Source organism: Hymenobacter agri, from assembly GCF_054778495.1.
In genome coordinates this window covers 1-777 of sequence record NZ_BAAGZM010001131.1, presented here as the reverse complement: position 1 = coordinate 777, position 777 = coordinate 1, and the positions used below count along the sequence as shown (strand labels likewise).

The window sequence follows — 777 nt, the reverse complement described above, 5'->3', positions numbered from 1 at the left end:
GGCGGTGGTCTAAGTGAGGATGGTTCTGTGATTATGTCGGTCGATGCAAATTTTAATTCGGGCTGCGTGCATGCGCAGTGATTTGCTAAAGGAGCAGGATTTGCGTACCAACACGCCGCAGCGCTGGCGCAGGGAGCAATTGAGTGCTTCAACGATGTTGGTTTGGCCTTCGCCTTTCGGGCAAGGCCGATGCGGACCGGTGGGCAAGGCCTGGGCATAGGCCGGAAACAGGTCCGTAAAATACCAGCAATGGCGGCGGTAGCGCCTAGGCAGGGCCGCCCAAAGGCGGCGAGCCGTGGCCGCATCGCGCCGGCCCAACACCCACGCCACGACGCGGCGGCTGGCGCGTTCGACGGCCAACCAAAGCCACACCTTGCGCCGTTTGCGGCCCACAAACGTCCACATTTCGTCCAGTTCAAGTGCCTCCCACCGTTTTTGTTGCGCCTTCTTCGAGCGCAAACGCGGCAGTACCGGGCTGACTTGCTGCGCTTTTTTTTGCCAATTTGGCCACCGTCATGCGCGAGACGCCCGTCACGCGCACGATGCTACGTTGCGAGTTGCGCTCGGCTAGCAGATTCTCGACCTGGCTATAGCGGGCTGCCCGCTCGGCGGCGGCGGGCACAAACCGGGCCTGGTGCCCGCAACTCGTGCAGCGGTAGCGGGCATGCCCGCCACTGTGGCCGTTGCGCTGAATTTGCGCGCTGCCGCATTTGGCGCACGTATGCTGAGTTGTTACCATCAACCTTATACGTGTTCATCCTCACTTAGACCACCGCC

At 61.6% G+C, this 777-nt stretch carries 2 protein-coding genes and 1 pseudogene; all 3 read right to left on the bottom strand.

What is annotated here, in order from left to right:
- Positions 1-9 precede the first annotated feature (9 nt).
- Complete coding sequence (locus tag ACYVDE_RS24915) at positions 10-459, bottom strand: IS1 family transposase (RefSeq protein ID WP_460504202.1); 450 nt, start codon at positions 457-459, stop codon at positions 10-12.
- Entirely contained in the window at positions 416-622 is a 207-nt protein-coding gene (locus tag ACYVDE_RS24910; RefSeq protein WP_460504203.1) for a hypothetical protein, read from the bottom strand. Before ACYVDE_RS24910 ends, ACYVDE_RS24915 begins: the two co-directional genes overlap by 44 nt.
- Before the next feature lie 48 nt (positions 623-670).
- Positions 671-739 (bottom strand): annotated as a pseudogene (locus ACYVDE_RS24905) (hypothetical protein); the annotation flags it as partial.
- Positions 740-777 lie beyond the last annotated feature (38 nt).